Origin of the sequence: Streptomyces sp. NBC_00984, assembly GCF_045162475.1 — a bacterium.
Taxonomy (GTDB): Bacteria; Actinomycetota; Actinomycetes; order Streptomycetales; family Streptomycetaceae; genus Streptomyces.
In genome coordinates this window covers 1,548,796-1,572,707 of record NZ_CP108734.1, presented here as the reverse complement: position 1 = coordinate 1,572,707, position 23,912 = coordinate 1,548,796, and the positions used below count along the sequence as shown (strand labels likewise).

The 23,912-nt window shown below is 71.6% G+C and carries 20 protein-coding genes; 13 read left to right on the top strand and 7 right to left on the bottom strand.

Annotation, left to right across the window (positions count from 1 at the left end):
* The first annotated feature begins 112 nt into the window (after positions 1-112).
* The 9 genes from OG520_RS06700 to OG520_RS06660 all read left to right on the top strand — a co-directional run bounded on the left by OG520_RS06700 (position 113) and on the right by OG520_RS06660 (position 11,605).
* Entirely contained in the window at positions 113-946 is an 834-nt protein-coding gene (locus OG520_RS06700) for a M55 family metallopeptidase (RefSeq protein WP_399329852.1), read from the top strand.
* On the top strand, positions 939-2,282 hold the full coding sequence (locus tag OG520_RS06695) for a M20/M25/M40 family metallo-hydrolase (protein WP_406012537.1): 1,344 nt from the start codon (positions 939-941) through the stop codon (positions 2,280-2,282). Before OG520_RS06700 ends, OG520_RS06695 begins: the two co-directional genes overlap by 8 nt.
* An 18-nt stretch (positions 2,283-2,300) precedes the next feature.
* Positions 2,301-4,283, top strand: coding sequence for an LpqB family beta-propeller domain-containing protein (locus tag OG520_RS06690; protein ID WP_406012536.1), 1,983 nt, complete (start codon positions 2,301-2,303; stop codon positions 4,281-4,283).
* Positions 4,280-5,224 (top strand): LD-carboxypeptidase, encoded by a 945-nt coding sequence (locus OG520_RS06685; protein ID WP_406012535.1) that lies wholly within the window; start codon positions 4,280-4,282, stop codon positions 5,222-5,224. The genes OG520_RS06690 and OG520_RS06685 overlap by 4 nt, the downstream gene beginning before the upstream one ends.
* A 127-nt stretch (positions 5,225-5,351) precedes the next feature.
* Positions 5,352-7,181 (top strand): CocE/NonD family hydrolase, encoded by a 1,830-nt coding sequence (locus tag OG520_RS06680; protein WP_406012534.1) that lies wholly within the window; start codon positions 5,352-5,354, stop codon positions 7,179-7,181.
* Positions 7,182-7,547: 366 nt separating this feature from the next.
* Positions 7,548-9,899, top strand: coding sequence for a hypothetical protein (locus tag OG520_RS06675; RefSeq protein WP_406012533.1), 2,352 nt, complete (start codon positions 7,548-7,550; stop codon positions 9,897-9,899).
* Positions 9,900-9,909: 10 nt separating this feature from the next.
* On the top strand, positions 9,910-10,281 hold the full coding sequence (locus tag OG520_RS06670) for a hypothetical protein (protein WP_406012532.1): 372 nt from the start codon (positions 9,910-9,912) through the stop codon (positions 10,279-10,281).
* Complete coding sequence (locus OG520_RS06665; protein WP_406012531.1) at positions 10,281-10,970, top strand: oligogalacturonate lyase family protein; 690 nt, start codon at positions 10,281-10,283, stop codon at positions 10,968-10,970. The genes OG520_RS06670 and OG520_RS06665 overlap by 1 nt, the downstream gene beginning before the upstream one ends.
* Before the next feature lie 59 nt (positions 10,971-11,029).
* Positions 11,030-11,605 carry a GNAT family N-acetyltransferase gene (locus OG520_RS06660; RefSeq protein ID WP_406012530.1) on the top strand — a complete coding sequence of 192 codons (576 nt, stop codon included), beginning with the start codon at positions 11,030-11,032 and terminating at the stop codon, positions 11,603-11,605.
* On the opposite strand, the gene OG520_RS06655 is transcribed toward OG520_RS06660, so the two are convergent.
* Both OG520_RS06655 and OG520_RS06650 read right to left on the bottom strand, forming a co-directional pair.
* The gene (locus tag OG520_RS06655; RefSeq protein ID WP_406012529.1) at positions 11,602-12,342 is read right to left on the bottom strand and encodes a carbon-nitrogen hydrolase family protein; all 741 of its coding nucleotides are present in this window, start codon (positions 12,340-12,342) and stop codon (positions 11,602-11,604) included. The genes OG520_RS06660 and OG520_RS06655 overlap by 4 nt on opposite strands.
* A gap of 93 nt (positions 12,343-12,435) precedes the next feature.
* Complete coding sequence (locus OG520_RS06650) at positions 12,436-12,675, bottom strand: hypothetical protein (protein ID WP_406012528.1); 240 nt, start codon at positions 12,673-12,675, stop codon at positions 12,436-12,438.
* A gap of 573 nt (positions 12,676-13,248) precedes the next feature.
* On the opposite strand from OG520_RS06650, the gene asnB reads away from it, so the two are divergent.
* Positions 13,249-15,096, top strand: coding sequence for an asparagine synthase (glutamine-hydrolyzing) (gene asnB, locus OG520_RS06645; protein ID WP_406012527.1), 1,848 nt, complete (start codon positions 13,249-13,251; stop codon positions 15,094-15,096).
* 29 nt (positions 15,097-15,125) lie between these two features.
* Here the strand turns inward: asnB and OG520_RS06640 are convergent, their stop codons facing one another.
* Complete coding sequence (locus OG520_RS06640; protein WP_406012526.1) at positions 15,126-16,769, bottom strand: hypothetical protein; 1,644 nt, start codon at positions 16,767-16,769, stop codon at positions 15,126-15,128.
* 217 nt (positions 16,770-16,986) lie between these two features.
* On the opposite strand from OG520_RS06640, the gene OG520_RS06635 reads away from it, so the two are divergent.
* The 3 genes from OG520_RS06635 to OG520_RS06625 all read left to right on the top strand — a co-directional run bounded on the left by OG520_RS06635 (position 16,987) and on the right by OG520_RS06625 (position 19,611).
* Positions 16,987-18,072: an NAD-dependent epimerase/dehydratase family protein gene (locus tag OG520_RS06635; RefSeq protein ID WP_406012525.1), complete on the top strand. Its 1,086-nt coding sequence runs from the start codon at positions 16,987-16,989 to the stop codon at positions 18,070-18,072.
* 61 nt (positions 18,073-18,133) lie between these two features.
* The gene (locus tag OG520_RS06630; protein WP_406012524.1) at positions 18,134-18,628 is read left to right on the top strand and encodes an NUDIX domain-containing protein; all 495 of its coding nucleotides are present in this window, start codon (positions 18,134-18,136) and stop codon (positions 18,626-18,628) included.
* Positions 18,625-19,611, top strand: a complete 987-nt coding sequence (locus OG520_RS06625; protein ID WP_406012523.1) for a mevalonate kinase — start codon at positions 18,625-18,627, stop codon at positions 19,609-19,611. The genes OG520_RS06630 and OG520_RS06625 overlap by 4 nt, the downstream gene beginning before the upstream one ends.
* Here the strand turns inward: OG520_RS06625 and OG520_RS06620 are convergent.
* From OG520_RS06620 to OG520_RS06605, 4 genes are all read right to left on the bottom strand, one after another.
* Entirely contained in the window at positions 19,593-20,693 is a 1,101-nt protein-coding gene (locus OG520_RS06620) for a radical SAM protein (RefSeq protein WP_406012522.1), read from the bottom strand. The genes OG520_RS06625 and OG520_RS06620 overlap by 19 nt on opposite strands.
* 68 nt (positions 20,694-20,761) lie before the next feature.
* Positions 20,762-21,541 carry a carbohydrate ABC transporter permease gene (locus tag OG520_RS06615; RefSeq protein ID WP_406016432.1) on the bottom strand — a complete coding sequence of 260 codons (780 nt, stop codon included), beginning with the start codon at positions 21,539-21,541 and terminating at the stop codon, positions 20,762-20,764.
* A gap of 74 nt (positions 21,542-21,615) precedes the next feature.
* Positions 21,616-22,530 carry a carbohydrate ABC transporter permease gene (locus OG520_RS06610; RefSeq protein ID WP_399329836.1) on the bottom strand — a complete coding sequence of 305 codons (915 nt, stop codon included), beginning with the start codon at positions 22,528-22,530 and terminating at the stop codon, positions 21,616-21,618.
* A complete protein-coding gene (locus OG520_RS06605; RefSeq protein ID WP_399329835.1) occupies positions 22,520-23,815 on the bottom strand; it encodes an extracellular solute-binding protein in 1,296 nt (431 codons plus the stop codon). The genes OG520_RS06610 and OG520_RS06605 overlap by 11 nt, the downstream gene beginning before the upstream one ends.
* Positions 23,816-23,912: the final 97 nt, after the last annotated feature.

Genomic DNA, 23,912 nt, shown 5'->3' with positions numbered 1-23,912 from the left:
TCCGTCATGCACCTGTTCGGGTGGGTACCCGGCGCTTCCTTCGGAGGACTGGACCATTGAACGTTCGGACGGCTCTGGCCTGGCGGTTCTTCGGCGCGTAGCGTGAGCCCGCATGAAGATCCTGATCAGCGCGGACATGGAAGGCGCCACCGGTGTGACCTGGCCGGCCGACGTGCTGCCGGGCACCTCCCAGTGGGAGCGGTGCCGTGCCATGTTCACCTCCGACGTGAACGCGGCGGCGCTCGGCTTCTACGACGGCGGCGCGGACGAGGTCCTCGTCAACGAGGCCCACTGGTCCATGCGCAACCTCCTGCTGGAGCGGCTCGACGACCGGGTCCAGATGCTCACCGGCCGGCACAAGTCCCTCTCCATGGTCGAGGGCATCCAGCACGGCGACGTCGACGCCATCGCCTTCGTCGGCTACCACACGGGCGCCGGCGCGGAGGGGGTCCTCGCCCATACCTACCTGGCGAACTCCATCACCGGGGTCTGGCTCAACGGCGCCCGCGCGAGCGAGGGACTGCTCAACGCGCATGTCGTGGCCGAGTACGGGGTACCCGTCGTCCTCGTCACCGGCGACGACCTGACCTGCGTGGACGCCGAGGGCTACGCACCCCGGGCCCGCAAGGTCGCCGTCAAGGACCATGTGTCGCGGTACGCGGCGGTCTGCCGCACCCCGGCCCGTACCGCGGCGGACATCCGCGCCGCGGCGAAGGACGCCGCCGCGCTCGCCGTGCGGCACACACCGGTGGAGGGCGGCCCCTTCACCGTGGAGCTGGAGTTCGACGCCGAGCACCTGGCCCAGGCGGCCACCGTCGTCCCCGGGGTGGCACCCAGCGGCGAACGGCGCGTCGCCTACACCAGCGCGACGATGTACGAAGGTATCCGCACGTTCAAGGCGGTGACGACGATCGTGTCGTCCGCCGTGGAGGAACAGTATGGCTGAGGCGACCCGCCCCCAGGAGAGCGTCGACCAGCAGGCGCTCGACGAATCGGTGACGTTCACTTCCGAACTGATCCGGATCGACACGACCAACCGCGGCGACGGCGACTGCCGCGAACGCCCGGCCGCCGAGTACGTCGCCGAGCGGCTGGCCGCCGCCGGACTGGAACCCACCCTGCTGGAGCGCACCCCCGGACGCACCAATGTGGTCGCCCGGATTCCCGGCACCGACCCGTCCGCCGACGCCCTGCTCGTCCACGGCCACCTCGACGTGGTCCCGGCCGAGGCGGCCGACTGGTCCGTGCACCCGTTCTCCGGAGAGGTCCGCGACGGTGTCGTCTGGGGGCGCGGCGCCATCGACATGAAGAACATGGACGCGATGGTCCTGGCCGTCGCACGCGCCTGGGCACGGGCCGGGGTCCGCCCCCGCCGCGACATCGTGATCGCGTACACCGCCGACGAGGAGGCCAGCGCCGACGACGGCTCCGGCTTCCTCGCCGACCGGCACGCCGAGCTCTTCGACGGCTGTACGGAGGGCATCAGCGAATCCGGCGCCTTCACCTTCCACGGCGGACCGGACATGCCGCTCTACCCGATCGCCGCGGGCGAGCGCGGCACCGCCTGGCTGAAGCTCACCGCGCACGGCAAGGCCGGGCACGGCTCCAAGGTCAACACGGCCAACGCGGTCAGCGCACTGGCCGCCGCCGTCTCCCGGATAGGCGAGCACGAATGGCCCGTCCGGCTCACCCCGACGGTCCGCGCCGCGCTCACCGAGATCGCCGCCCTGCATGGCATCCACGCCGACCTCGACGCCCCCGGCTTCGACGTGGACGAACTGCTCGGCAAGCTCGGCCCCGCCGCCGACCTGGTCGCACCGACCGTCCGCAACAGCTCCAACCCGACCATGCTGGAGGCCGGGTACAAGGTCAACGTGATCCCGGGCCACGCCACCGCCTTCGTCGACGGCCGAATGGTGCCCGGCGGCGAGGACGAGTTCCACGCCACCCTGGACCGGCTGACCGGCCCCGACGTCGACTGGGAGTTCCACCACCGCGAGGTCCCGCTCCAGGCCCCGGTCGACTCGCCGACGTTCGCGAAGCTGCGTGCCGCGATCGAACGCTTCGACCCGGCCGGCCACGTCGTGCCGTACTGCATGTCGGGCGGCACGGACGCCAAGCAGTTCTCCCGGCTCGGCATCACCGGCTACGGCTTCTCGCCGCTGAAGCTGCCCGTCGGCTTCGACTACCAGGCGCTGTTCCATGGCGTCGACGAACGCGTCCCCGTCGAGGCACTGCACTTCGGCGTCCGCGTCCTCGATCACTATCTGCGTACTGCCTGACCGCTACAGGGGGAATCGATGAAGCTGCCCACCGGGGCTCACGGAACCTGGCCGTCGCCGATCGACGCCGCGCTCGCCGCCTCCCACGACGGACGCCCGGAGTATGTCGGCACCGTCGGCGACGAGGTGTGGTGGACGGAGCCGCGCCCCGCCGAGGCGGGCCGCCGCGCCCTGGTCCGCCGCCGGCCGGACGGGGACGCCCAGTGCGTGCTGCCCGCTCCGTGGAACGTACGGAGCCGGGTCATCGAGTACGGCGGACGGCCCTGGGCCGGGACCGCGCGCGCCGAGGGCGGCCCGCTGATCGTCTTCGTCCACTTCGCCGACCAGCGGCTGTACGCCTACGCCCCCGACGGCACCGACGAGCCCTGGCCGCTCACCCCGGTCTCGGCCGTCGGCGGCGGGCTGCGCTGGGCCGATCCGCAGCTCCACCCCGACCGGGGCGAAGTGTGGTGCGTCCTGGAGGAGTTCACCGGCGAGGGCCCCACCGAGCTGCGCCGGGTGATCGCCGCCGTACCGCTGGACGGCTCGGCCGCCGACGACCGCTCCGCCGTACGCGAACTCACCGACGACAGCCGCCGGTTCGTCACCGGGCCGAAGCTCTCGCCCGATGGGCGGCGGGCCGCCTGGATCGCCTGGGACCACCCCCGGATGCCGTGGGACGGCACCGAGGTGATCCTCGCGGACGTCGCCGAGGACGGCACCTTCCACCACCCCCGGGCCTTCGGCGGCGGACCCGAGGAGTCGGTGCCGCAGATCGAGTGGGGCGCCGACGGGCAGCTCGTCCTCGCCAGTGACCGCAGCGGCTGGTGGAACCTGTACCGCGCCGACCCGAACGGGGGCGCGGTCGCGCTCTGCCCCCGCGAGCAGGAGTTCGCCGGACCGCTCTGGAAGATCGGCCTCAGCTGGTTCCGGCCGCTGGACAACGGCCTGATCGCCACCATCCACGGCAAGGGCACCACCACGCTCGGCATCCTCGACCCGCAGACCGGCGAACTGGTCGACGTCGCCGGGCCCTGGACCGAGTGGGCCGAGACGCTCGCCGTGCACGGCAGCCGGGTCATCGGCGTCGCCGCGAGCCCGTACAGCGCGTTCGAAGTGGTGGAACTGGACACCGCGACCGGCCGCACCCGCGTCATCGGGGCACCGCACCAGGACGCCGTCGACCCCGCGTACTACCCGCGGCCCGAGCAACGCACCTTCACCGGGCCCGACGGACGCGAGATCCACGCCCACATCTACCCGCCGCGCAGCCCCGACCGGTCCGGCCCCGAGGACGAACGGCCGCCCTACGTGGTCTGGGCGCACGGCGGCCCCACCGGCCATGCCGCACTCGTACTCGACCTGGAGATCGCCTACTTCACCTCGCGGGGCATCGGCGTCGCCGAGGTGAACTACGGCGGCTCCACCGGCTACGGCAGGACCTACCGCAACCGGCTTCGCGAGCAGTGGGGCGTCGTCGACGTCGAGGACTGCGCGGCCGTCGCCGCGGCACTGGCCGACGAGGGCACGGCCGACCGGCGGCGGCTCGCCGTCCGGGGCGGCAGCGCCGGCGGCTGGACCACCGCGGCCTCGCTGACCGGTACCGATGTCTACGCCTGCGGGACGATCATCTATCCCATCCTCGACCTGACCGGCTGGGGCACCGACGAGACCCATGACTTCGAGTCGCAGTACCTGGAGTCCCTGGTCGGCCCGCTCGCCGAAGTCCCGGACCGCTACCGCGAACGCTCGCCGGCCGGCCGCACCGACCGGCTGACCACGCCCTTCCTCCTCCTCCAGGGGCTGGACGACCCGATCTGCCCGCCCGTCCAGTGCGAGCGGTTCCTGGCCGCGCTCGACGGACGCGGCATCCCGCACGCGTATCTCACCTTCGAGGGCGAGGGCCACGGCTTCCGGCGCGCCGACACCATGATCCGCGCACTGGAGGCCGAACTCTCCCTGTACGCACAGACCTTCGGGATCGACCGCACCGACGTACCGCGGCTGGAGCTGAAGAAGTGACCCTCGCACCGCTGACCCGCCCGGCCCGGCTGCGCCCGGGAGCCAGGATCGCCGTCGTGTCACCGAGCGGGCCGGTGCCCGCCGACCGGCTGGAGGCGGGCCTGGACGTACTGCGCGGCTGGGGCCTGGACCCCGTCGAGGCACCGCATGCGCGCCAGGTCCATCCCGAGCTGGACTACCTCGCCGGTACCGACGAGGCACGGGCCAGGGATCTCCAGGAGGCCTGGTGCGATCCGGCCGTGGACGCGGTGATCTGCGCCCGCGGCGGATACGGCGTGCACCGGATGGTCGACCTGGTCGACTGGGCGGCGATGCGCGCGGCCGGGCCGAAGGTGTTCGTCGGATACAGCGACATCACCGTGCTCCACGAGGCGTTCGCCCGGCGCATGGGGCTCGCCACCCTGCACGGCCCGATGGCCGGCACCGAGACCTTCCTCAAGGACCCGGACACCCAGGAGTCCCTGCGGGCCACCCTGTTCGAGCCCGATTCGGTACGGACCCTCGGACTGCCTACCGCGCGGGCACTGGTCCCCGGCAGGGCCCGCGGCATCACCTACGGCGGCTGTGTGAGTCTGCTCGCCGCCGACCTCGGCACCCCGCACGCCCGGACGTCGGCCCGGGGCGGGCTGCTGGTGATCGAGGACACGACCGAGGACCCGTACAGCATCGACCGCATCCTCACCCAGCTGCTGCGGGCCGGGGCGCTCGACGGGGTGTCCGGGGTGGTCTGCGGCTCCTGGGCGGGCTGCGGTCCGTACGAGAAGGTGCGGGCGGTACTCGCCGACCGGTTCGGCCCGCTGGGCGTACCCGTCGTCGAGGAGCTGGGCTTCGGGCACGGACCGACGGCGCTCACGATTCCGCTCGGCGTGCCCGCCGCGCTGGACGCACCGGCCGACGGCGGTCCCGCCACGCTCACCGTCGAGGTGCCGGCGCTGCGCTGAACGGCCTCGTACCGCAAAGAAGTTGAGCATTGTTCAGGAAACGCCGACCCGGGCGTTGACATCACTATGACACGTGTCACAGCATGAGCGCGGTCCATTGCTTACCGGTCGGTAAGGCGCCCTCGGTGTGGAGGTCTTCGTGTCGCGTGCTGTTCCCCGCCCCCGGTCCGGCTACCGGACGTTCTCCCGGAAGTCGGTCGCCTATGTGGCCGGAGCCGCGCTCGCCGCACCCCTGGTCCTCACCGGTGCGGCGCGGGCGACCGCTGCCGAGGCCGGCCAATACACCGTCACCTCGCTGGAGTTCACCCTTCGGGCGGGCGGTCGCTCCTGCACCGTCGATGCCGATCTGTACCGCCCCGCCGGGGTCGACGCACAGCACCCGGCCCCCGCCGTACTCGCCACCAACGGTTTCGGCGGCAGCAAGTCGGACGGCTCGACCGACGCCATCGGCAAGGCCTTCGCCTCCCGCGGCTATGTCGGCCTCGTCTACTCCGGCCTCGGCTTCGGCAAGTCGGGCTGTCTCATCACCCTCGACGACCCGGCCATCGACGGCAGGGCGGCCGCCGGGCTCATCGACTTCCTCGCCGGGACCCGCGCCGCCGACGACGGCACGGAGGCCGACTACGTCACCCGGGACGGCAGGGGCGACCCCAGGGTCGGCATGATCGGCGGCTCGTACGGCGGTGCCATCCAGATGGCCACCGCGGCCGTCGACCGCCGCGTCGATGCCCTCGTACCGCTGATCACCTGGAACGACCTGGCGTACGCGCTCGCCCCGAACAACGCCGGTACGCGCAAGGGTGTTTCGTCCGACACCGGCGGGGTCTTCAAGTGGCAGTGGACCAACGGCTTCTATCTGATGGGGGAGGGGCAGACGGTCCTCAACGCCGGCCTCGACCCGTCCCGGTTCAACAACCTCACCTGCCTCCACTTCGCGTCACGGGCCTGCGACACCATCCGGCTGCTCAACTCCGGCCGCTACCCGGCGGACCGGACCGCCGCGATGCTCGACTACGCGCGCAGCGTCTCGCCGGTCGACTACCTCGGCAAGGTCAAGGCACCCACACTACTCGTCCAGGGCCAGGCCGACAGCCTGTTCAACCTGAACGAGGCCACCGCCACGTACGACACCCTCAAGGCACAGGGCACCACGGCCAAGATGATCTGGCAGGCCTGGGGGCACAGCGGCGGGCAGGTGCCCGGCGAACTCGACCTGGGCAAGGGCAACCTGGAGACCAGCTACGTCGGACAGCGGGTCCTCGCCTGGTTCGACCGCTACCTCCAGCACCGGAAGAACACCGACACCGGGCCGGACTTCGCCTACTACCGCGACTGGGAGAGCGGTTACGGCACCGCGGACTCCGTGCCGGCCCTCTCGCAGAAGGTGTACCTGTCCGGCGACGGCAAGCTCGTCGACAACCGGTCCAAGGTCGCCCGGGGCAGCCGTCAGTACGCCAACTGGCCCGTTCCCACCAGCCATTCGGAGAACTCGCTCGCCGGCCTGATCGGACTGCCCGACCCCAGGCCCTATGACACCAAGGGCACCTACCTCGGCTGGACCAGCGCCCCGCTGACGTCCCCCGTCGATGTCGTCGGCGCACCGAAGGCCACCCTGAAGGTGGTCTCGCCGAAGACGGAGCGGGTCCAGAACAGCGGCGACGCCGCCGACAAGCTCGTCCTGTTCGCCAAGGTCTACGACGTGGCCCCGGACGGGAGCAGGACGCTGGTGAACCGGCTGGTCTCCCCGGTGCGGGTGCCGGACGTCACCCGCTCGTTCACCGTGCGGCTCCCGGGCATCGTCCACCGGTACGAAGCCGGACACCGGCTCGAATTCGTGATCGCGGCGAGCGACAGCGCGTACTCGGGCAACCGGGGAATCAAGCCGGTCACGGTGGTCAGCGCCCCGGAGGACACCGGCGTGCTGGAGCTTCCGGTGGTCGGCGGCCGGCTGAAGTGACGCGGCCCGGTCGGGGTCAGGCCGGCCGGGCCTGCCCGGCCCCGACCACCCGCAGATACGCCTGCGCGGAGTCGCGCGTCCGGATCTCGACGGGCAGCAGGATGTGCCGTACCTCGTGCGGACCGTCCGGGTTCCGGATGCGCTGCGCGAGCAGCTCGCCGTCTGCTCTTCGCCCAGGGCGCGGACCAGGGCCCGATCACCTTCGCCTCCGCGGCCGACCGGGTCGGCTGGACCATCGGCGACGCGAACGGCGTACCCCTGAAGTCCGGCACGGCGCAGGTCGCGTCGGGCAAGGCCGCCCTCGACATCAAGGATCTCGGCCCCGGCTACTACACGCTCACCGCCACCGCCGACTCCGGCGCCCCGGTGACGCGGACCACCTCGTTCGGTGTCGTCACCCCGGCGCCCGCCAAGGATCCCTACTACGCCGTGGCCATGCACTACGGCTGGCAGCCGGGGTGGGAGGACGCACTGCTCGATTCCGCCGCCACCGTGGGCTGGAGCGAGGTCAGATCCGATGCCAACTGGTCGGTGGAGAAGCAGAAGGGCGTCTACGACTTCGGCGCCTACCCCCTCGACGCGGGGCTGAAGAACGCGGCGAAACGCGGCATCAGGACCATGCCGATCCTCGGATACCGCAACCCGCTCTACGACGGCGGCAAGACACCGAGCTCCCCCGAGGGGCTGGCGGCCTTCGCCAGGTTCGGCGCGGCAGCGGCCGCTGCCTACGCCCCGTACACCAAGGACTTCTCCGTCTACAACGAGTTCAACGGGACCGGATTCAACGACGGGGCCTGCGGCATCACCGCCAAGTGCTATATCGACATGGCCAGAGCGGTGAAGCAGGCCATGCCGGACGCCAATGTGGTGGGCCCCACCTCGGCCGGCACCCAGCTCGCCTGGCACGACGACTTCATCGCCCGCGGCGGCCTGGACTACCTCGACACCTTCAGCGTCAACTACTACAGCAGCGCGGGCGACGCGCCCGGCACGCCGCCGGAGGAGATCAAGGCACTCGGGGAGTTCACACAGCTGGTGAAGAAGGTCGAGGCGCACAAGAAGATGCCGATCTGGGTCACCGAGAACGGCTGGCCCACGAACACCGGCGGTTGGAGCGAGACCCAGCAGGCCGACTATCTGATCCGCGCCCAGACGCTGGCCCGCGCGGCCGGTGCCGACAAGTACTTCTGGTACGACATCCTCGACGACGGCGACAACCCCGGTGAACGCGAACACCGCTTCGGCCTGTTCCGGCGCGCCGGGGGCGGCGTCCAAGGGCTGGCCCCCAAGCCCGCCGCCGTCACCAACGCCGTCCTCATCCGCCAGACCGCGGGCAAGCAGCTCGGCGCCCGGGAGAGCGCGGGCGACCCGGCCGTCCACGTCTACCCGTACGGCACCACCACCCGTTCCCTGTGGGCCACTTCGCCCCGCACGGTCTCGGTCCGCACCGACAAGCCCCTGACACTGACCGATCAGTTCGGCAAGCGGAGCACACTCGTTCCGACGGCCGGGCGCGTCACGCTCGGCCTCGACGGCAGCCCCGTCTTCCTCGAAGGGCCGGTCGCCGGCGTGGCGGTCACGAACTCGCCGCTCTCGCTGAGCACGGCCGAGCAGTCGGTCACCGGCGCCGGCCTGAAGGTCACCGTCACCGCGGACCGCACCGAGGCGGGCGCACTGCCCCGCCGGCTGCCGGTCACGGTCGACGGCGTGCACGGCATGCTGAGGACCAAGCCGGGTGCGAGGACCTCGCTCACGCTGCAGGTGCCCGCCACCGCGACCACCGGCGTACGCGATGTCAGCTCCTCCTTCGGCCGTCGGGCCCTGCTGCGCACCACGACGAAGGTGGTCGAGCCGTACACCGTGACCGGGCGGCCCGACATCAGGAGGACCGGTGGCGGCCTCACCGTGAGGATCACCAACAACGACCCGGAACGGGCGCTGGCACCTTCGCCGGTGGGCTGGCGAGTCGGGCCGTGGATGGGCACGATCGCGGATCCGGGCCCGGTCCCGGCCGGGAAGTCGTCCGAGAGAACCGTCGAACTCCCCACCGGGACCGCTCAGTTCGTGCCCTACGCCTACTCCGTCACGACCGGCGATGCCGCGGACTCCGGCTCGCTCAGCCTCAGCCCCGTCGAACCCGCGGGTGACACCATCCTCGAACCGGCGGACCTGAACTCCGTCGGGAACTGGGCGAGTCTGCGGGGTGGTACCAGGACCGGCCCCGACGATCTCTCCGGGACCATCCGCTACACCCACACGGACCAGGACCTGATCCTGGACGCGGTCATCAAGGACGACGTGCACAACGCGGACCGGACGGATCCTTCGGCGGCCTGGCAGGTCGACTCCATCCAGTACGACCTCTACTCGGGCTTCCCCGGCACGCCCGACGGCAACCGGGTGGAGGTCGGTGCGGCGCTGCTGCCGAGCGGCCCCGTCGCCTACACCTGGGCCGCCCCGCCGGGTCAGCAGGCCGGGCCCACGCCGGGCGCGGATGTCTCCGTCGTGCGTGACGAGAAGGCCCGGACCACCACCTACCGGCTCGCCGTCCCCTGGACCTCGCTCGGATTCGACCGGCCGCCCACCGGGACGTTCGGACTGTCGTTCCTCGTCAACGACGCCGACGCGGGCACCGCCACCGACGCGCGTGACGGCTACCTCCAATGGGGTGCCGGAGTGGGCGCCTCGCCCAAGAACCCCCCCTGTTCCGGTCCGTGAGGCTCGTGCGATGACTCTTCTGCTCGCCGGTGCGCACCTGCCCTACCCCCACACCAACGGATTCCACGCCGAGGGCGAACGACTGGTGCTGACCCGGTACTCACCGGCCACCGGCGCCCTCGGGCTCACCAGCGTCCGCTGGCGCGACGAGGAGCGTGCCGCACGCCCCCTGTACGAACCGGAACCCAGCATCACGGGGCCGGAGCAGCTGCTCTGGCCGGATGTGGCCCTGGCCGCCGAACGGGTGGCCTGGGTCTGGAACGGTGCGGTCCACGTCCTCGACCTGGACTCCGGTGCCCCGAGCGGCTGTACACGGCCGCTCCCGGGCACACCCTGCAGAACCTGTGCTCCCTCACGGCATCGGGGGACCGGGTGGTGGTGATGGAACGGCCCGGGGACCGGGAGGCACCGGTGACCTGCCTGGAGATCTCCGTGTCCACCGGAAAGGCCGACGAGCTTTTCGGCAAGGGCTGGTTCGCCAACCACCCGGCCCACAGCCCGCACGACGAGTCATGGCTGACCTTCGCCCACGAGGGGCCCGCCCGGGAGATCCCGGACCGGATCTGGGTCCGGCACCCCACGCGGGCGCCGGAGGGCCGGTGCGTCTTCGAGCAGGCGGTCGACGGCGCAACGCTCGCCGTGGGTCACGAACGCTGGATGTTCCACGACCTGGGCGCCGTGGTGTGCGCGTACGGCGAGAGCGAGGCGGGGCCGCGCGGCCTGTACACGGTCCACCCGGACGGCCGGGCGGCACGCCTCGTCAGCGAGGGGGAACGGTACTGGCACTGCGACATCAGCCGCGACGGACGGTGGGCCGTCGTCGACACGACCGGTCCCCACGACGCGCCGGGCCGGGGCTGGCAGAACGCGGGGCAGGTCTCCGACATCGTGCTCGTCGACGTCGCCACGGGCGCCCGTACGCCCCTGGCCCGGACGGCGGCCGACCGGCACCCCCGGCACCCGCACCCGGTGTTCACGCCCGACGGCACCGCCGTCCTCCACAACCACGGCGATCCGTCGACCGGCGAGGTCGCGGTGGCCCGGGTCCCCGTGCCCCGGGCCGTGTCCTGAGTACCCGTCCCGGGGCACGCGCCCGCCAGGGATTGCGGGACAGCCCTTAGGCTGGCGTGATGTCCGAGAGCGACTATCTGGCCGAGGGGCGGCGCACGGCCATCCGCCCCTTCGCACTGGCCGATGCCGAGGAGTTCACCAGTCGGGCGCGGGAGAGCCGGGACTTGCACAGCCCCTGGCTCTTCCCGCCCGACGAGGCCCGCGCGTACGCCGCCTACGCGGGCCGGCTGATCGACGACCCCACGAGGGCGGGCTTCCTCGTCTGCGAGCGCGGCGGCGGGAGCGGGCCCGCCGCCGGGATCGCGGGGTTCATCAACATCAACAACATCGTCAGCGGCGCGTTCCGCTGCGGTGCGCTCGGATACGGGGCCTTCGCCCACGCGGCAGGACGCGGCCTCATGGGCGATGGGCTGGACCTGGTCCTGCGGTACGCCTTCGGGCCGCTCGGTCTGCACCGCCTCGAAGCCAACATCCAGCCCGGCAACGAGGGTTCCCTCGCCCTCGTCCGACGGGCCGGATTCCGTCTCGAAGGCTTCTCGCCGGACTTCCTCTTCATCGACGGAGCCTGGCGCGACCACGAGCGGTGGGCCATCACCGCCGAGATGACCGCCGAGATGACCGGCGAGAAGTCCTAGGAAGCCTTTGACGCGGGCCGGGCCCCGCCCACCGCGGCGGACACCAGGGCGCCGGCTTCGGGCCCGGCCTGCACGACCGCGGTTCCGTCCGGCGCCCAGATGCCGGAGCCGCCCGATGTCTGTTCGTACGTTCCGCTCGGCCCTGCCGAGGTGGCCAGCACCGCCCACACCCCATGGGCGAGCGCCGTGCGGCTCATGTGTCCGTCGCGGCGGGCGGCCTGCTCGGGCCCGGGGCCGTAGAGGGTACTCGCCACATAGGCGTCGATGCCGAGCGCGGCGGTGCCGGCGGCGTGTTCGGGAACCGCGGCGTCGTAGCACACCGCAAGCCCCAGCCGATGCCCGTCGACCACCAGGACCTGCGGCTTCTCGCCGGGGGTGAACCGGTCGGACTCCACGCCGTGCAGCCACATCTTGCCGTACACGCATCGCGCGCCCTGTCCCGTGACGGCCAGGGTGGCGAGATACTCGCGCCCGTCCGCGGCGCGTACCGGCGCCCCGGCCAGGGCCGTCGCCCCCGCCTCGCCGCAGGCCGTGACGAGCGGGCGCAGCCGGGGGTCGTCGGGGGACACGGCCTCGGCGGCGAGGTCGTAGCCGGTGAGCGAGAGCTCCGGGAAGACGACCAGCCGAGCCCCCGAACGCCGGACCGCCGCCGCGTGGGCCGCGGAGTTGGCGGCGACGTCGAGAGGAACGCAGGCGGGCTGGGCGACGGCGACGGTGAGCGGGGCGGGGACGGGCACGGGTACTCCGGATCAGCCGGTCGGCCGGGCGTTCCGGGGCGGGCTGCCCCGGAGGGACCGCAGGTCACCGACGCGAACAGGGTCGTGGACAGCCTATCGGGCGGTCCCCGGCCGGTGCGGTCCCGGGCCGTGACCCGGGGCGGGGCGGGGTGGGGCGATTCGGCAGTGGCCGGGCCTCTCGAACACGGTGATGCGTGCCTGGGTGACCGTCCGGTCGGTGCACTCCTCGAAGAACTCGTCGAGGGTCGCCCGCTTCACCACCTCGCGTGCGTCCGTCTCCAGCGGCCGGCCCGCCAGGCCGTGTACGACCACGATGCGTTCGTCGGCCGGCATGCGCTCCCGGATCCTGTCGGGCGGCAGATTCCCCAGAGCCCGACGAGCAGCGCCATCGGGCCGGGGGCCCACGGCGCCCACCGGCGCAGCAGGCTCCCGGACGGCGGCGGGCGGTGTTCCGTTCGCGCATCGGCGGGGGTGGAGGAGGAGTGCTCGACGAGAGAAATGACGTGCTCCGTCCGGTGGGGGTCTCTCACTCAGTTGATCGACGGTGATCGACTGCTCGTTGATCGAACGATGGGGGCAGCAGCCAGATCGACGCGCTCGTCGCACCACGCACCCACCACGGACCCCTTGCCCGGACCCTTCCACCCCACTGGCCGACCCCGGGTTGAGCAAGTCTTTACCGATGGCTGATTCGGGCTCCTTGCCGAGCCCACGAGCCGTTCCCACAAGGGTTCCGGAGCGCGGCGCTCCGTACAGGAAGCGGAAAACCGCGGCCGAAAATATGAGGGGCGTGCCCCCGTCCAGGTAACGGTCGTGTTGACCGTACGCAATCGCAGGCAGACGCTCCTCATATAGCTGCTAAATACAACTGGTTCTGCCGGGCGGGACCGGATCGGGAGGACGCATATGTGTGGCATCGCCGGCTGGGTCTCCTTCGACCGCGATCTGCGGGGGGCCGAGGAGGTCGCGAAACTGGACGCGATGACGGAGACCATGTCCTGCCGGGGACCCGACGACCGGGGGACCTGGACCGCCGGTCACGCCTCGCTCGGACACCGGCGGCTCGCGATCATCGACCTGCCCGGTGGGCGTCAGCCCATGACCGTCGACACACCCGAGGGGGCGGTCGCCCTCGTCTACTCCGGTGAGGCGTACAACTTCATCGAACTCCGCGGTGAACTGACCGCCCGCGGGCACCGGTTCACCACCGACTCGGACACCGAGGTGGTGCTGCGCGGCTATCTGGAGTGGGGCGAGGCCCTCGCCGAGCGGCTCAACGGCATGTACGCCTTCGCGATCTGGGACGGCCGCCACGACCGGCTCGTCATGATCCGCGACCGGATGGGCGTCAAGCCCTTCTACTACTGGCCGACGCCCGACGGTGTGCTCTTCGGCTCGGAGCCCAAGGCCATCCTGGCCAATCCGCTGGCCAGGCCCCGGGTGACCCTCGACGGGCTGCGGGAGCTCTTCACCGTCGTCAAGACCCCCGGCCACGCCGTGTGGGACGGCATGTACGAGGTGGAGCCCGGCACGGTCGTCACCGTGGACCGCGGCGGCCTGCGCCGGCACGTCTACTGGCGGCTGGAGACCCGCCCGCACCCCGACGACCGGGACACCTCGATCGCCACCGTACGGTCGCTGCTCGACGACATCGTGCGCCGTCAGCTGGTCTCCGACGTACCCCGCTGCATCCTGCTCTCCGGCGGACTCGACTCGTCGGCGGTCACCGCACTCGCCGCCCGGCAGCTCGCCGAGAGCGGCGAGAAGGTCCGCACCTTCGCCGTCGACTTCGTGGGACGCACCGAGAACTTCGTCGCCGACGAGCTCCGCACCACCCCCGACACCCCGTTCGTGCACGACGTGGCCCAGCAGGCGGGCACCCTCCACCGGGACATCGTGCTCGACCCCGACACCCTCGCCGACCCCGAGGTACGGGCCCGGATGATCCGGGCCCGGGACATCCCCATGGGCCTCGGCGACATGGACGCCTCGCTCTATCTGCTCTTCCGGGCCATCCGCGAACACTCGACCGTCGCGCTGTCCGGCGAGTCCGCCGACGAGGTCTTCGGCGGCTACCTCCAGTTCTTCGACGAGGAGGCCCGCAGCGCCGACACCTTCCCCTGGCTGGTGCGGTTCGCCGAGCACTTCGGCGAGGACTCGGGCGTGCTCCGCGACGACCTCGGCCGGGCCCTCGACCTGGGGGAGTACGTCCGCGACAGCTACGAGACCGCCGTCGCCGGCATCGAACGCCTCGCCGGCGAGAGCGACTTCGAGTACCGCATGCGCAAGATCTGTCACCTCCACCTGACCCGGTTCGTGCGCGTCCTGCTCGACCGGAAGGACCGCGCCAGCATGGCGGTCGGTCTGGAGGTCCGGGTGCCCTTCTGCGACCACCGGCTCGTCGAGTACGTCTACAACGCGCCCTGGGCCATCAAGTCCTTCGACGGCCGGGAGAAGAGCCTGCTGCGCGAGGCCACCGCGGATGTGCTGCCCCGGTCGGTGTACGACAGGACCAAGAGCCCCTATCCGTCGACCCAGGACCCCAAGTACGCCATCGCCCTGCAGGGGTACGCCCGCGAACTGCTCGCCCGCCCGGACCACCGCGTGTTCGACCTCGTCGACCGCGACCGGCTCCGCAGGGCGGCCGACCACCACGCGCCCCAGGTCACCTCGGCGTCCCGCCGCGGCCTGGAACGCACCCTGGACCTGGCCATGTGGCTGGATCTGTACGAGCCCGAACTGTTCCTCGGCTGAACAGGCCGCCGACGGCCCACATATGACGGTCAGTCCGATTCGGACAGCACTCCCTCGTAGGCGAGCCACTGGGCGAAGGAGTGCAGTCCACGTGCCAGCCCCGTCGCGGGCGTCCAGCCGGGGGGCCGCACGGTGCCGGCCGGGGTGTGCCACCCCGGCTCGACGTCCGGCACCGCCCGCACCGGTACGGGCCGCACGGCGCCGTGCACGGCCTGCGCCAGTTCGGCAGCCGTGCACGGCTTCTCGGCGACGACCGCGATGTCGCGGTTCTCCGGCCGGGCACGCAGAACCGCCTCGATCGCGTCGGCGAGGTCGTTCACGTACACGGGATGCACCTCGGCGTCCGGGTCGCCCTCGGCCGCGACCGGGTGGCTGCGCAGCGCATCCCACACCATGCGGCCGATCGGGGTGCGGCGTGAGCAGCCGGGGCCGTAGAGCTCACCCACGCTCAGTGTGTACGGGGCCGGGTCACCCTGTGGATGGACCATCACCTCCGGTTCGGCGGAGTGGAGTCGCGTCAGGTCGATCACGGCGGCGCACCGCTCCCGCCGGTCGGCCAGCCTGCGCGCGAGATGTTCGCCGAGCGGGGTCGCCGCCCCGCGCCAGACGAGGCCCCCCGGCCGTCGCGGGCGTGTGCGGTGCTCGGCGGCGGCTTCGCGCCCGGCCTGGAGCGCCCGCCGCGCCACTTCGGCCAGGGGCTCGCGGCGGCGTGCGATGTGATCCTCCGTGCTGGCGTTGCTGATGCCGCCCGGTCCGATCGTCGCCACCGCCTCCGCGTATGCCTCCGATGCCGCGGGCGGGTCGTCGAGTCCGGCGCGGGCGGCTTCGAAGCCCATGGCCAGAGCCGTCAGCCAGGTCCCTCTCACGTCCGCTTCGGCCGCGTCGGCGCCGGGTGGGCGCAGCAGCGCGGCGGACAGTCCGGCACCGCGGAGGTACTGCTCCGCGTCCAGGTGCAGCCACCGTTGCGGGCCGGGGCCCTGGACCCGTACCGCGCACTGCGCGACGCCGTACTTGAAGAACGGCAGCACCGTCAGGCCGGTGAGGGTACTGCCCTCCTTCCCGGGCCGGTCACCCGGTACGAAGCAGACCGAGCGGCGCGGGCCGCGGAAGGCGTTCCCGGAGATCGAGCCGCGGTCCTCGTGCTCGGCGAGATTGGGTACGGCGACATAGCGCGGCACACCATGGACGCTCAGATAGCGGTGCATCAGGATGTCGTCGGGCCAGCCGCCGAGCCGTTCCCTGCCGTAGGCGACGAATCCTTCGGCGTACCGGCGCGGCAGCACGATCGCCACGCACGGGAAGTACTCGTTGACGGCGCCGACCCAGCGGGCGCCCGCCATCGCCCCCAGGCGCGCAGCCGCCCCGTTACGGGAGTCCCAGAGCGCGAACAGGGCCAGCGCCGCGTCCGGAAGTTCCTCGATGGCGCACCGGACCCGGTCGAGGAAGGTTTCGGACAACACCATGTCGTCCTGGACCACCAATTGATGTGTGGCCCCGTCCTCGATCGACGACCACGCGGCGAGCGCGGTGCGCAGCACCGACGGAGTGCCCGTGGGGTCGGGGTCCATGACGACCCGCAGAAGGCCGGAAGGCGCGCTCAGGGCCAGTTTCTCGGCCGCCGCCAGGCGTCTGGGATGGGTCATGACCACCGCGCTGAGCCGTTGGCGTGCCATACGTCCTCCCTCTGTCCGGATCGGCCCGGACCGCACCGGGTATCCGTCCGAAGCCCGGGTCAGCCAGCCGGATTCGGACAGTACGGGCGGCGCCGACGGCCCGCAAGAGTGCCGAAATGGCCCTCTGGCAGGCGGACGGCGGGCCCGTGATGCTGGGCCCGGCACGCCGGGGTCCGTGAACCGCGTGCATTTCCCCCGACGCCGGAAAGAGGCTTTCATGCCCGCGTTACCCCAATCGACCGCTGTCGCCGCCGCGGAGACCGTCCGCTCCCGGCTCGACAAGCTCCGCGATGCCCGCATCGTCGTGACCGGCGGCGGCGGACTCGTCGGCAGCAGGCTGGTCGCGCTGCTGCAGAGCGCCGGAGCCGTCGTCACCGTCCTGGACCGCATGGACGCCTATCCCGAGTCCGGCCACGAGACCTTCGGCGTGGCTCGCAGCGGCGCCCGGCTGGTCGTCGGCGACGTCCGTGACGCCGACACCGTCGCGGCGCTGCTGAGGGAGGCCGACTTCGTGGTCCACGCGGCTGCCTACGCGGACGTCGCAGCCTGCACCCGGCGCCCCGACATCGCCTTCCGTGCCAACGTCGAGGGGACCCAGGTCGTCCTGGAACAGGCCGCGCGGTTCCCGGTTCAGCGACTCGTGCTCGTCTCCTCGGCGTCCGTGTACGGCAACGGCGCACCCGACGTCGAGGGGCCGCAGGTCTTCCACGAGGACATGCCGCTCAACCCGGTGTCCGTGTACGCCAACGGCAAGCTCTGGGCGGAGCACCAGACCCGGCTGATGCTCGACGCCTCCAGCGGCACCGAGTACGCGGTGGTGCGCTACTTCTCCGTGTACGGCGAGCCCCAGATCCCCAAACCGGGCAGCCACTCCTGGATGGTGCCCTGGCTCTCGCTCCAGGCGCGCCTCGGCCGGCCCATGCGGCTCAACGGCGGCGGGAACCAGGTCCGTGACCTCATCCATGTCGACGACGTCGCCGAGGCCACCGCGCTCGCCCTGATCGAGGAACAGATGGCCGAGCAGACCGTGAACGTCGGTACGGGCCGGCCCACTTCGGTCCGCGAGGTGGCCGATCTGATCGCCCCGTACTTCCCCGGCTCACGGCGGATCGTCACCCCGCGCCCGGAGGGGGATCCGCTCGGCGGCTACGCCTGCGTCGAGCGCTCCCGCGAGCTCCTGCGCTGGCAGGCCCACATCGAACTCCCGGAGGGCGTGGACCGGTACGTGCGGTGGCTGCTGGCGACGCCGGGCGCCATGCCACGCTGGCTGGCCGAGGAGCCCGGCGAACCGGAAGGGGCGTGACACGCTGCGCACGGACGGGCCCGCGGGGCGCACGGACTGCGACGAAGGCGACACGTACACAATGAGCTACACCGGTTCCTACATCTGGTCGTTGCGCCGACAAGTCGGCTCCAGGACGCTGCTGGTGCCCGGCGCACAGGTGCTTCTGATCGACGCCGAGGGCCGTGGGCTGTTCCAGCAGCGCGCGGACACCGGGGTCTGGGAGCTCCCGGCCGGCTCCTGCGAGGAGGGCGGCGGCTTCACCGACGCCGCCGTCCGCGAGGTCGCGGAGGAGACCGGCCTGCGGGTGGAGCGGGACGACCTGGTGGCGTTCGGGACCCTCTCCGACCCCCGGGTGCACACCCTGACCTATCCGAACGGGGACGTGACGCACTGCTTCGCGCTCTGCTTCGTCACCCGGCGCTGGTCGGGGGAGCTGTCGCCCGGCGCCGACGAGGTGCGCCAGGCCGTGTTCCGGCCGCTCGACGCCCCGCCCCGACCGCTGCATCCGCCCACGGAGGTGGTGCTGTCCATGTACGAGAGATTCCGCGTGGAAGGCAGGTTCCAGGCCCGGTGAACCCCATACATCCGATACGCGCGGTGGTGCCCTGCCGGGCCTGTCTGTCCGGCGAGGACCTGGACTGGCTCGGCGGGGGCCGATCGGTGAGTCTCGCGCTCGGCCTGATGACGACCGTGGAGGTCGGTCCCGGCCCCGCGCCGGGCGAAGCGGCCGAGGACAGCTGGCAGCGGGAGGTGTGGGCGTTCCTGCGCGCACGGCTGCCCGGACTCGCCCCGCGACCGCCCGCCGTCACGGTACGCAGCGAGGCACCCGCGGCGAGCGGGCTGTCGTCGTCCACGGCGCGGATCGTGGCGCTGTTCCGGGCGTTCGCGGACACTTCCCTCCGCGGGAAGCGTGTCTCCGACGCCACGATCACGCAGTGGGCGTACGAGTTCGAGTTCGCCGTCTTCAACGGTGGCGGCATGGACCACCTGGCAGTCGTCGAAGGCGGTGCGCTCCTCCTCGACGGCCGCGAGCGCGGGCTTCCGGCCATCCGGGACCGGCTGGAGTTCCCCGAGCAGTGGCGGGTGGTCGTCGTGGATTCCGGCACCCGCAAGGACACCCGGCACCACATCCGGGACGTACGGGCGCAACTCGCGGCCGGCGACCCCGCGCTGGCCGCCTACCGTTCCGTGACCGACGAGGCGTCGGGCCGGGTGTGGGAGGCGCTGCGCTGCCGGGACCTGGCGGAGCTCGGGGCCGCAATGGCCGATGCCCACGAAGCCATGCGGGACCACCAGCGGATGTCCACGCCGTTCCTCGAGGAGCTGCGGACGGTCGCGCTGCGCTCCGCCGGCCTGCCGCTGAAGCTCAGCGGGGCCGGCGGGGGCGGTGCGCTGGTCGGCATCTGCCCGGCGGACGAGGCGGCGGAGACGGCGGCCCGTCTCGCTCGGGCGCTGCTCGTCTCCCATCCGGGGGCCCGGGTCGTGCCCACCACGGCAGCCCCGGGCGCCCGGCAGGAGCCGGTACCGGTGGCCGGAGGTCAGAGGAAGGGGTCGTAGTCCTGCCCGTCGGGGAGTTCGCCGGTTCCGCGGGCGATGCGCTCCAACTCCAGGTTGGAGCGGTGGCGCGCGCAGTGGAACCGGCAGTCCCGGCTGGGGTCGACGATCCCCCGCCGGTCCGCGTCCTGCCAGATGGTGGCGAGGTCGTCGGTGACGGCGTCGCCGATCTTCGCGAGCGGGTTGCCCCGGTGGTAGGAGCACACGTACACCCCGGACGGGGTGATCAGCGTGCGGAGTTCGGCGACCCGGCAGCGGTCGTACTCCTTGGGCTGGACGGCACCGACGTGGCCGCGCAGCGAGGTGAGGGTGGAGGAGTTGACGAGCTGGAAGCTCTCGCTCTCCAGCCGGGCGGCCTCGGCGAGCTGACGGTCGACGGACTCCAGCATCTCGCCGGGGACCTGCACGATGTGGTGGTCGTCGTCGAACATGGCCTTGGTCTCGAAGTAGTCGCAGCCGATGTCATGGGCGAGTTCGGCAGCGCGCAGCACCTCGTGGTGGTTGGTCACGGTCGGCCCGCCCGGTTCCTGACGCGACATCACCAGGAAGGAGTAACCGAGGGCGCCGGTCTTCTCGGCGGCGAGCAGCCGCATGTTCTCGATCACCTTGTCGAAGACGCTGCGGCCCTTGCGGTCGGGCCGGAACAGGCCGTACGTCCCGGCGGTGCCGGCGTCGACGGAGACCCGGACCCAGGTGGCGTACCGGGCGAGCTCGGCGAGGTTCTGCCGGATCATCGTGCCGTTGGTGACGACTCCGACGGCCAGGCCCGCTTCGCCGAGGATGCGTAAGACCTTGCGGGTGCCGCGATGGGCGAGCGGTTCCCCGCCGCCTATGAGGACCACCGCCCGTACGGACATGGTGACGAGTTCCTCGGCGAGGGCGGCGAGCCGTTCCGGGGTGAACCGGCCCTGGTTGAGGAGCTTTCCGCTGATGCACTCGGGGCAGGCCAGGTCGCAGAACGTGGTCGGGTCGAGGTCCACGACCAGCGGCGCGGAGGAGGGTTCGCCGGCGGCGGCCCGGAGGATCCGGGGCCAGCCCGTGGGCTGGTACAGCTTGGAGACGAGGTCGAGACGGTCGTGCGTCACAGGGTTCTCCTCCGTGGGATGTACGGGTGTCGGCGGCGGGTCGTACCGGTGTCGCGGTCGGCTGTCGCTCAGCCCTTGACCGCTCCGGTGGCCAGTCCCGCGGCGATCTTGCGCTGGACGGCCAGGAAGAAGATGACGACGGGCAGGGCGGTGAGCGTGGCGCCCGCCATCAGCCCGCCGTAGTCGGTGCCGAAGCTGGTCTGGAAGGAGACCAGCCAGATGCTCAGGGTCTGCTTCTCCGGGGTGGACAGCAGGACGTAGACGAGGACGTACTCGTTCCACGCCTGCACCATCGCGAAGACGGAGGTGGCGACGAGCCCGGGGGCGAGCAGCGGCAGGACGATGCGGACGAAGGCTCCGAACCGGCCGCAGCCGTCGACCATCGCCGCTTCCTCCAGCTCCGCCGGGATCGCGGCGATGAAGCCGTGCAGCATCCACACGGTGAACGGCAGCGTGAAGACGAGGTAGACGAGGATCACGCCGCCGAGGCTGTCGGTGAGACCGGCGTCATTGAGCAGCAGGTAGACGGGGATGATGAGGGCGGCGAGCGGGATCATCTGGACGGTGAGGATCACGACGACGAACGCCTTGCGGCCGGCGAAGCGGAAGCGGGCGAGGGCGAACGCGGCGAGGGTGCCGACCAGGAGGGAGACGAGGACGGTACCGAGACCGATGACGGCGCTGGAGCGGACGTTGGCCCAGAAGGTCTCCGTGCGCATCGCACGGGCGAAGTTGCCGAGAGTGGGATTGCTCGGCCAGAACTCGGGCGGCAGGCTGAGGATCTCGGTCGCGGGCCGGAACGCGGTGAGGACCATCCAATAGACGGGGAAGCCCAGGGTGGCGGCCACGAGAAGGCCCAGGAGATCGTAACGGCGTCGGGGCCGCCGCACGGCCGCCGACCTCTGCCCCTTCCGTACCGCTCTCATTCGGTCTCACCCAGCCTCAGCATCTGCCGCAGGTACACGACGGCACCGGCGAGCAGCAGGACGACGGTGACCAGCGCGATCGCGGCCCCGGTGCTGTAGCGGTTGACGGCGAACGACTCGATGAAGGAGTAGACGCCGAGCAGGTAGTACTCGCGCTCCGGCTGACCGCCGCGCATCAGCCAGATCTGGTTGAAGACGCCGAAGTCCCAGATCGCCATCAGCGTGGTGACCATCACGAAGAGAGGCTTGATCGCGGGGAAGGTGACGTAGCGGAAGAGCTGGGACGGGCGGGCGCCGTCGATGAGGGCGGCCTCCTCCAGTTCCGGCGGGATCTGGGTGAGGGCCGCGTGCAGGCTGACGGCGGCGAACGGCAGCGCGCCCCAGACGACGACCGCGGTGATCACGGCGAAGCCCTGCCAGGGGTCGGTGAACCAGTTGTGCCGGGCGAGGTCGATGCCGGGCAGCGTCGACAGGAGCCAGTTGACGAGCCCGTAGTCCGCGTCGAAGAGCCAGCGGAAGATGGCCGCGGCGACCATCACCGGCATCGCCCACACCGCGACGAGCACACCGGCGAGGACCGCCCGTACCCATGGCGACGTCCGCCGCATCAGCAGCGCGATGAACAGGCCGAGCGCCATGGTGAGGGCGACACAGACGACGGTGAACAGGGCCGTGCGGGCCACCACCGTCCAGAAGAACCCGTCGCCGAGGATCGTCCGGAACTGTCCGAGACCGGCCCAGGGCGGCGCCGCGCCGCTGAACAGCTCCTTGCGGGTCATGTCCTGGAAGGCCAGGGTCACCATGTCGACCAGCGGGTAGCCGAGGACCACGAGGAGGGCGAGGAAGGACGGGGCGATCAGCAGGTAGGGCAGATGGGGGCGCGGCCTTCGCCCGGCCGGATCAGCGCTCATTGATCACCGCGTCGATCCTGCGGTCCGCCTCGCGTGCGGCGTCCCGCACGGACGCCTTTCCGGTGGCGATGCGCTCCAGCATCTCGGGCAGGACGTTGGACTTCTCCACCGAGGTCCAGCCGGGGGCGAGCGGGGTGACCCAGCCGCGCGCGGCGGCCTGGGCGGCCGGACCGTTGATTCCTCCGGCGGCGACGTCGGCGAGCTGCACGGTGTTGTTCGGGAGGGTGTTGGCGGCGATCAGCTTCCGTTGCGACTCGCCGTCGGTGAACACGCGGATCCAGTCGGCGGCCAGCTCCTGGTTCCGCGACTTGGCGGGAACGGCCAGCGTGGAGCCACCGAGGAACGGCGGGAGCAGCTTCCCGGAGGGGCCGGGGAAGGCGAAGGTGGCGAACTTGCCCTTGAGGCGTGGGTCGCCGCCGGAGCGGGCGTCGGCGGCGGCCTGCGCCTCCCAGGTGTTGCCGTAGAAGACGCCGACCTTGCCCTGCCCGACGACGGCCGGCTGGTCGCCGTTGTCCTTCGCCCGGTCGCCGACGTAGTAGTCGTCCAGGAGCTTCTTCCAGGTGGTGAGCCCGGCGACGGACTTCGGCGAGGAGAGGGCGCCCTGCCAGCGGCCGTCCTTCTCCACCGCCATCTCACCGCCCGCGTCCTTGACGAAGCCCATGGCGGCGGACCAGTAGCGGCCGGGCATGTAGAAGGCCGAGAAGCCGGGGTCCTCGGCACCGTACTTCGCCTTGAGCCGGTCGAGGTCGGAGATCAGCTCGGGATAGGTGCGCGGGGCGTGGGTGATCCCGGTGCTCTTGAAGTAGTCGGTGCGGTAGACGCCGACGCGCGCTCCCGCGTAGTACGGCACGCAGTACGTCCGGTTGTCGAGGCGACAGGCGTCGGCGAGAGCGGGCAGCCATTGCCCGGATCGCTCGAAGGTCTTCGGGTCCAGCGGCGCGAAGGCTTCGTTGACGATGTAGTTGGTGGTCTCGCTGTTGCCCATCTCGACCACGTCGGGCACGTTCCGGCCCGCGAGGACGGCGTCCAGTTTCTGGTTCTTCGTCGTCCACTGCTGGTACTGGACGTCGACCTTCACACCCGGGTGCTTCTTCGCGAACCGGGCGTTGGCGGAGGCGACCATCTCCGGCCAGCTCTCGCGGGCGTCCACCGTCAGCCACACCGTCAGACCGTTGCCGTCCGCCCGTCCGCCCGATGTGCCACCCTCCCCCGAGCTGCAGCCCGTCACCGCGAACAGCAGCAGGGCTCCCAGGACCGCGGATCGACGGGGCAGGCGCAGTGTCATGGATTCCTCCGTGCGGGATTCATCGAGACGTACAGGACTTCGGCGACGGCGACTTCGGCGACGGTCTTCTCACTACCCCGTGGACCGAGGCTCCCCG